Source organism: Cupriavidus sp. R6-3 (genome assembly GCF_059772245.1).
Genome location: NZ_JCBAJO010000037.1, coordinates 25,562 through 31,567, shown reverse-complemented (window position 1 = coordinate 31,567; position 6,006 = coordinate 25,562). Strand labels below are relative to the sequence as shown.

Genomic DNA, 6,006 nt, shown 5'->3' with positions numbered 1-6,006 from the left:
GGCCGTCCGCGTTGGACGTCCGCGTTGGACGTCCGCGTTGGACGTCCGCACTGGCCGTCCGTCAGCGAGGGACCGCGCCGTCGCGGCGCCATGCTCTACAATGCCGGCTCGCCGCCGATCCGGCCGTATGCGCGCCGTGCCACGCTGACGCCGCGTCCTTCGTGCCCGCCTCGGCGCTCGCGACCCTTCATCCCGCGCCTCTTCCTTCGCTCTTCCTTCGCAGTCATGGCCCTGTTCTCCATTTCCGATGCCCAGCTTGCCTTTGGCCACGTGGCGCTGCTCGACCACGCCGACTTTTCGCTGGAGGCCGGCGAACGTGTCGGCCTGATCGGCCGCAACGGCTCGGGCAAGTCCTCGCTGCTGAAGATCGTGGCCGGCCTGGCCGCGCCTGACGACGGGCTGATCGCGCGCCAGCAGGGCATCACCACGGCCTATGTGCCGCAGGAACCGGAGTTCGCGGCGGACATCACGGTGTTCGATGCGGTCGCGCAGGGCATGAGCGCCGCGCACGATCTGCTGGTCGCCTACGAACATGCCGCCAACCGGCTGGCCGAACATCACGACGAGGCCACGCTGGCCGAACTGCATCGGCTGCAGTCGGAGCTCGACGCGGCCGATGCCTGGCAACTGCGCACGCGCGTCGAGACGACGCTCGCGCGTCTCGGGCTCGATCCGGTGGCGCGCGTCGACGCGCTGTCCGGCGGCACGCGCAAGCGCGTGGCGCTGGCGCAGGCGCTGGTGGCCGAGCCCGACATCCTGCTGCTCGATGAGCCGACCAACCACCTGGACGTCGAAGCGATCCGCTGGCTCGAGGATCTGCTGCTGGGCTTTCGCGGCAGCGTGCTGCTGATCACCCACGATCGTGCCTTCCTCGATCGCGTCGCCACGCGCATCGTCGAGCTCGATCGCGGCAAGCTGGTGTCCTTCCCTGGCAATTTCGCCGCCTACCAGACGCGCAAGGCCGAGATGCTGGCCGCCGAGCAGGTCGAGCAGGCCAAGTTCGACAAGCTGCTGGCGCAGGAAGAGGTCTGGATCCGCAAGGGCGTCGAGGCGCGCCGCACGCGCAGCGTTGCGCGCATCCAGCGGCTGGTGACGATGCGCGCGGAACGCGCTGCGCGGCGCGAGGTGCAGGGCAATGTGAAGCTCGAGGTCTCGCAGGCGGAGCGCTCGGGCAAGATCGTCGCCGAACTGATCGACGTGACCAAGTCCTTCGGCGACCGCACCGTGGTGCGCGACTTCACCGGCACCATCATGCGCGGCGACAAGGTCGGCCTGATCGGCCCCAACGGTGCGGGCAAGACCACGCTGCTGCGGCTGATCCTGGGCGAACTGGCGCCCGACGCCGGCGTGGTCAGGAACGGCAGCAACCTGCAGGTCGCCTACTTCGACCAGATGCGCACGCAGCTGGATCTGGAGACGTCGCTGGCCGACACCATCAGCCCCGGCAGCGACTGGGTCGAGGTCAACGGCCAGCGCAAGCACGTGATGAGCTATCTGGGCGATTTCCTGTTCGCGCCGGAGCGTGCTCGTTCGCCGGTCAAGTCGCTGTCCGGCGGCGAGCGCAACCGCCTGCTGCTGGCACGGCTGTTCGCGCGGCCGGCCAATGTGCTGGTGCTCGACGAGCCGACCAACGACCTCGATATCGAGACGCTTGAGCTGCTGGAGGAACTGCTGCAGGACTACGGCGGCACCGTGTTCCTGGTGTCGCACGACCGCGCCTTCCTCGACAACGTGGTGACGTCGACGATCGCCTGGGAGGGCGAGGGCCGCTGGCGCGAATATGTCGGCGGCTATTCGGACTGGGTCCGGCAGTCCGAGCGCAGCGCGGGCGCGCAGGCGCCTGCACCGACCCAAAAGGGCGCCGAACGCAAGGGCGCTGACACCGGCAAGGCCGCCGGCGGCGACGAAGCCGTCAAGACCGCGGGCCGCGACGCGCGCGGCGCCAATCGGACCGTCAAGCTGTCGTACAAGGAGCAGCGCGAACTGGACGCGCTGCCGGAGCGCATCGCCGCGCTGGAGGCCGAGCAGAAGACCATCGGCGGACAGCTCGAGGACGGCTCGCTGTACGCCAGCGATCCGCCGCGCGCCACGCAACTGGCGGCGCGCTTCGACGAGATCGAGATGGAGCTGCTGGAAGCGCTGGAACGCTGGGAAGTGCTGGAGGCGAAGAGCCGCGGAGAAGGCTAGGGCAGGACCCAAGGGAACGCCGTCTCCGCTGATCTCTCACGCTTGCGGAAGAGTGGCGAGACGGTAATCGGCGCCTCGATTGCCTACCCGCACCACGCCAGCACCATATTGGTCAGGTCGACCATGAACCCCGGCTGCAGATAGCCGACAAAGCCGAGCACCAGCGCCGCCGCCAGCGTGGCGGCGCCCATGATCCGCAGCGCGCGGGTCGTCATGATCAGGCGGCCGCCGCCCGCGGGCGCACCAGCGCCTGCTCGCGGATCGGCAGATTGACCAGGGCCGCCACCACGCCGAGCGCAATCGCGATGCCCCAGACGATGTCGTAGGCGCCGGTGCGGTCGTACAGATAGCCGCCCAGCCACGCCCCCAGGAAGCTGCCGATCTGGTGCGAGAAGAACACCACGCCCGACAGCATCGACAGATACTGCACGCCGAACACCTGCGCGATGATGCCGTTGGTCAGCGGCACGGTCGACAGCCACAGCGCGCCCATGATCGCGGCGAATACCCAGGTGCTGAACGCCGACAGCGGCAGCAGCAGATAGGCGGCGATCACGATCGAGCGGCTCAGATAAATGAACGACAGCAGATAGCGCTTGGGCATGCGCTGGCCCAGCGCGCCGGCGGTATAGGTGCCGAACACATTGAACAGGCCGATCAGTGCCAGCGCCACCGTGGCGACCTTGGGATCGGTGAAGCCGCGGTCCTTCAGGTACGGCGCCAGGTGCACGCCGATGAAGACCACCTGGAAGCCGCAGACGAAGTAGCCCAGCGTCAGCAGCTGGAAATTGCGGTTGCCGAACGCTTCCTTCACCGCCTGGCCGATGGTCTGCTGGAAGCCCGAGGTGCCGCCGCCCTGCTGCGGCTCGCGCAGCGCGACGACCAGCGGCAGCATCATGCAGGCCATCACCGCCAGCACGAACAGCGCGTTCTGCCAGCCGATGGCCGAGATCAGGCCCTGCTCGACGGGGATCATCAGGAACTGGCCGAACGAGCCGGCCGCGGCGGCGATGCCCATCGCCCAGACCCGCTTCTCGGGGCTGGCGACGCGGCCGATCACGCCGTAGACCACGCTGTAGGTGGTGCCCGCCTGCGCGATGCCGATCATGATGCCGGCGCCCGAGGCGAAGGCCGTGCCGCTCGAGGCGAGCGCCATCACCACCAGCCCGGCGACATAGAGCGCCACGCCGACCAGCATCACCCTGACCGAGCCGAACTTGTCGGCCAGCGCGCCGGCGAAGGGCTGCGCCACGCCCCACATCAGGTTCTGCAGCGCCAGCGCGAAGGCGAAGGTTTCGCGGCTCCAGCCGTGCGCCTGCGTGATCGGCAGGTTGAACAGGCCGAAGCCGTGGCGGATGCCCATCGACAGCGTGACGAGCAGGCCGCCGCAGATCAGCACGGTGGTCAGGGAGAGTTCTTTTCTTGGCATTGTCGGGCTCGGTTCGGAGGGTATTGCTGTTGTCGTTGTTGTGCTTGTTGTGCTTGTTGTCTTGGTCGTCGCCGTCGACTTGCCCTGCCGGGCAATCGTGCTGGCGAGTGTACTCCGCATCGAAAACGCGCGTCGGCCGTCGCGAAATTCACCCGGCCGGCCAGGGTTTTATGCTGGCGGGGTGACGCGGTGGACGCGCGGGCGAGGGTCCGCCGCGGCCGCAAGCAGGCACGCCGGCCGCGCTGGAACGGGCAGAATTCCCCGCTTGATACGGGATTGGCGGCCCCGGCGTTCCATTACAATGCAGGCTGCCCGGCCTGGCCGGCCCTCCCGATGCGGATGTCCGACGGCCGCGATTCCCACTTTCGTAACGACTCCATGGCGAGCAAACCCAGTCAGTACAGCGAATCTTCCATCCGCGTCCTGAAAGGACTGGAGCCGGTCAAGCAACGACCCGGCATGTACACCCGCACCGATAACCCGCTGCACATCGTGCAGGAGGTCATCGACAACGCCTCCGACGAGGCGCTGGGCGGCTTCGGCAGCGAGATCGTCGTCACCCTGCATCGCGACGGCAGCGTCAGCGTCGAGGACGACGGCCGCGGCATTCCGGTCGGCATCCACCCCGAGGAAAAGGTGCCGGTCGTCGAGATCGTCTTCACGCGGCTGCACGCGGGCGGCAAGTTCGACAAGGGCAAGGGCGGCGCCTACGCGTTCTCGGGCGGCCTGCACGGCGTCGGCGTGTCGGTGACCAATGCGCTGTCGACGCGGCTGGACGTGTCGGTCTGGCGCGACGGCAATTTCTCCACGCTGACCTTCTCCGGCGGCGACGTGACCACGCCGCTGACCACGCGCAAGATCGAGCGCGGCGAGAAGAAGAACGGCACGCGCGTGCAGGTGTGGCCCGACGCCAAGTACTTCGATTCGGCGACGATTCCGCTGGCCGAGCTGCAGCGGCTGCTGCGCAGCAAGGCGGTGCTGCTGCCCGGGGTCAAGGTCACGCTGGTCATCGAGAAGAGCGGCGGCCAGGAGCCGACCGTGCAGACCTGGCAGTACGACCAGGGCCTGAAGGGCTATCTGATCGAGGCGCTGGCGCAAGGCAGCGGCGCCGAGCTGGTGATCCCGATGTTCGAGGGCGAGCATTTCGCCGATCCCGACGCCAATGCCGGCGAGGAAGGCTTCGCCGAGGGCGAGGGCGCCTCGTGGGTGGTGGCCTGGACCGAGGAAGGCGCGCCGGTGCGCGAATCCTATGTGAACCTGATTCCCACGCCGGCCGGCGGTACGCACGAGTCCGGCCTGCGCGAGGGCCTGTTCCAGGCCGTCAAGAGCTTTATCGAGATGCACGCGCTGCTGCCCAAGGGCGTCAAGCTGATGTCCGAGGACGTGTTCGCGCGCGCCTCGTTCGTGCTGTCGGCCAAGGTGCTGGACCCGCAGTTCCAGGGCCAGATCAAGGAACGGCTGAACAGCCGCGACGCGGTGCGGCTGGTCTCGACCTTCAGCCGCCCGGCGCTGGAGCTGTGGCTGAACCACCATGTCGACTACGGCAAGAAGCTGGCCGAGCTGGTGATTCGCCAGGCCCAGGCGCGTACGCGCGCCGCGCAGAAGGTCGAGAAGAAGAAGGGCTCCGGCGTGGCCGTGCTGCCCGGCAAGCTGACCGACTGCGAATCGACCGACGTGTCGCGCAACGAGCTGTTCCTGGTCGAGGGCGACTCCGCCGGCGGCTCGGCCAAGATGGGCCGCGACAAGGAATTCCAGGCGATCCTGCCGCTGCGCGGCAAGGTGCTGAACACCTGGGAGACCGAGCGCGACCGCCTGTTCGCCAACAACGAGGTGCACGACATCGCGGTGGCGATCGGCGTGGACCCGCACGGCCCCGACGACGAGCCCGACCTGTCGAACCTGCGCTACGGCAAGATCTGCATCCTGTCCGATGCCGACGTCGACGGCGCGCATATCCAGGTGCTGCTGCTGACGCTGTTCTTCCGCCATTTCCCCAAGCTGATCGAGCAGGGCAACGTCTATGTCGCGCGCCCGCCGCTGTATCGCGTCGACGCGCCGGCGCGCGGCAAGAAGCCCGCGCAGAAGCTGTACGCGCTCGACGACGGCGAGCTCGAGGCGATCCAGGACAAGCTGATCAAGGACGGCGTCAAGGAAGGCGCGTGGCAGATCTCGCGCTTCAAGGGCCTGGGCGAGATGAGCGCCGAGCAGCTGTGGGAGACCACGATGAACCCCGACACGCGCCGGCTGCTGCCGGTGGCGCTGGGCGAATACGACCTGCCGAAGACGGTCGGCGTGATGAACATGCTGATGGGCAAGGGCGAGGCCGCGCAGCGGCGCAACTGGCTCGAGGAACGCGGCAACGAAGTCGTGGCCGACATCTGACGGCCGCC

At 68.2% G+C, this 6,006-nt stretch carries 4 protein-coding genes; 2 read left to right on the top strand and 2 right to left on the bottom strand.

Translation table 11 applies throughout. The features are described 5' to 3' along the window. Window positions 1–225: 225 nt before the first annotated feature. The gene (locus AC6EI8_RS09450) at window positions 226–2,187 is read left to right on the top strand and encodes an ATP-binding cassette domain-containing protein (protein WP_498381802.1); all 1,962 of its coding nucleotides are present in this window, start codon (window positions 226–228) and stop codon (window positions 2,185–2,187) included. Window positions 2,188–2,270: 83 nt separating this feature from the next. Here AC6EI8_RS09450 and AC6EI8_RS09445 read toward each other — a convergent pair whose 3' ends face one another. Together AC6EI8_RS09445 and AC6EI8_RS09440 are read right to left on the bottom strand one after the other, a co-directional pair. Further along, a complete protein-coding gene (locus tag AC6EI8_RS09445; protein WP_255650847.1) occupies window positions 2,271–2,402 on the bottom strand; it encodes a hypothetical protein in 132 nt (43 codons plus the stop codon). Between the two features lie 2 nt (window positions 2,403–2,404). After that, window positions 2,405–3,616 carry an MFS transporter gene (locus AC6EI8_RS09440; protein WP_149317871.1) on the bottom strand — a complete coding sequence of 404 codons (1,212 nt, stop codon included), beginning with the start codon at window positions 3,614–3,616 and terminating at the stop codon, window positions 2,405–2,407. A 378-nt stretch (window positions 3,617–3,994) separates the two neighbouring features. On the opposite strand from AC6EI8_RS09440, the gene AC6EI8_RS09435 reads away from it, so the two are divergent. Further along, a complete protein-coding gene (locus tag AC6EI8_RS09435) occupies window positions 3,995–5,998 on the top strand; it encodes a DNA topoisomerase IV subunit B (RefSeq protein WP_149317872.1) in 2,004 nt (667 codons plus the stop codon). Window positions 5,999–6,006: the final 8 nt, after the last annotated feature.

What these genes read in the sequence shown, in the direction of transcription:
- AC6EI8_RS09450 (WP_498381802.1), top strand. Translation starts at nt 226, where the DNA reads ATGGCCCTGTTCTCCATTTCCGATGCCCAGCTTGCCTTTGGCCACGTG.
- AC6EI8_RS09440 (WP_149317871.1), bottom strand. Translation starts at nt 3,616, where the DNA reads ATGCCAAGAAAAGAACTCTCCCTGACCACCGTGCTGATCTGCGGCGGC.
- AC6EI8_RS09435 (WP_149317872.1), top strand. Translation starts at nt 3,995, where the DNA reads ATGGCGAGCAAACCCAGTCAGTACAGCGAATCTTCCATCCGCGTCCTG.
- AC6EI8_RS09445 (WP_255650847.1), bottom strand. Translation starts at nt 2,402, where the DNA reads ATGACGACCCGCGCGCTGCGGATCATGGGCGCCGCCACGCTGGCGGCG.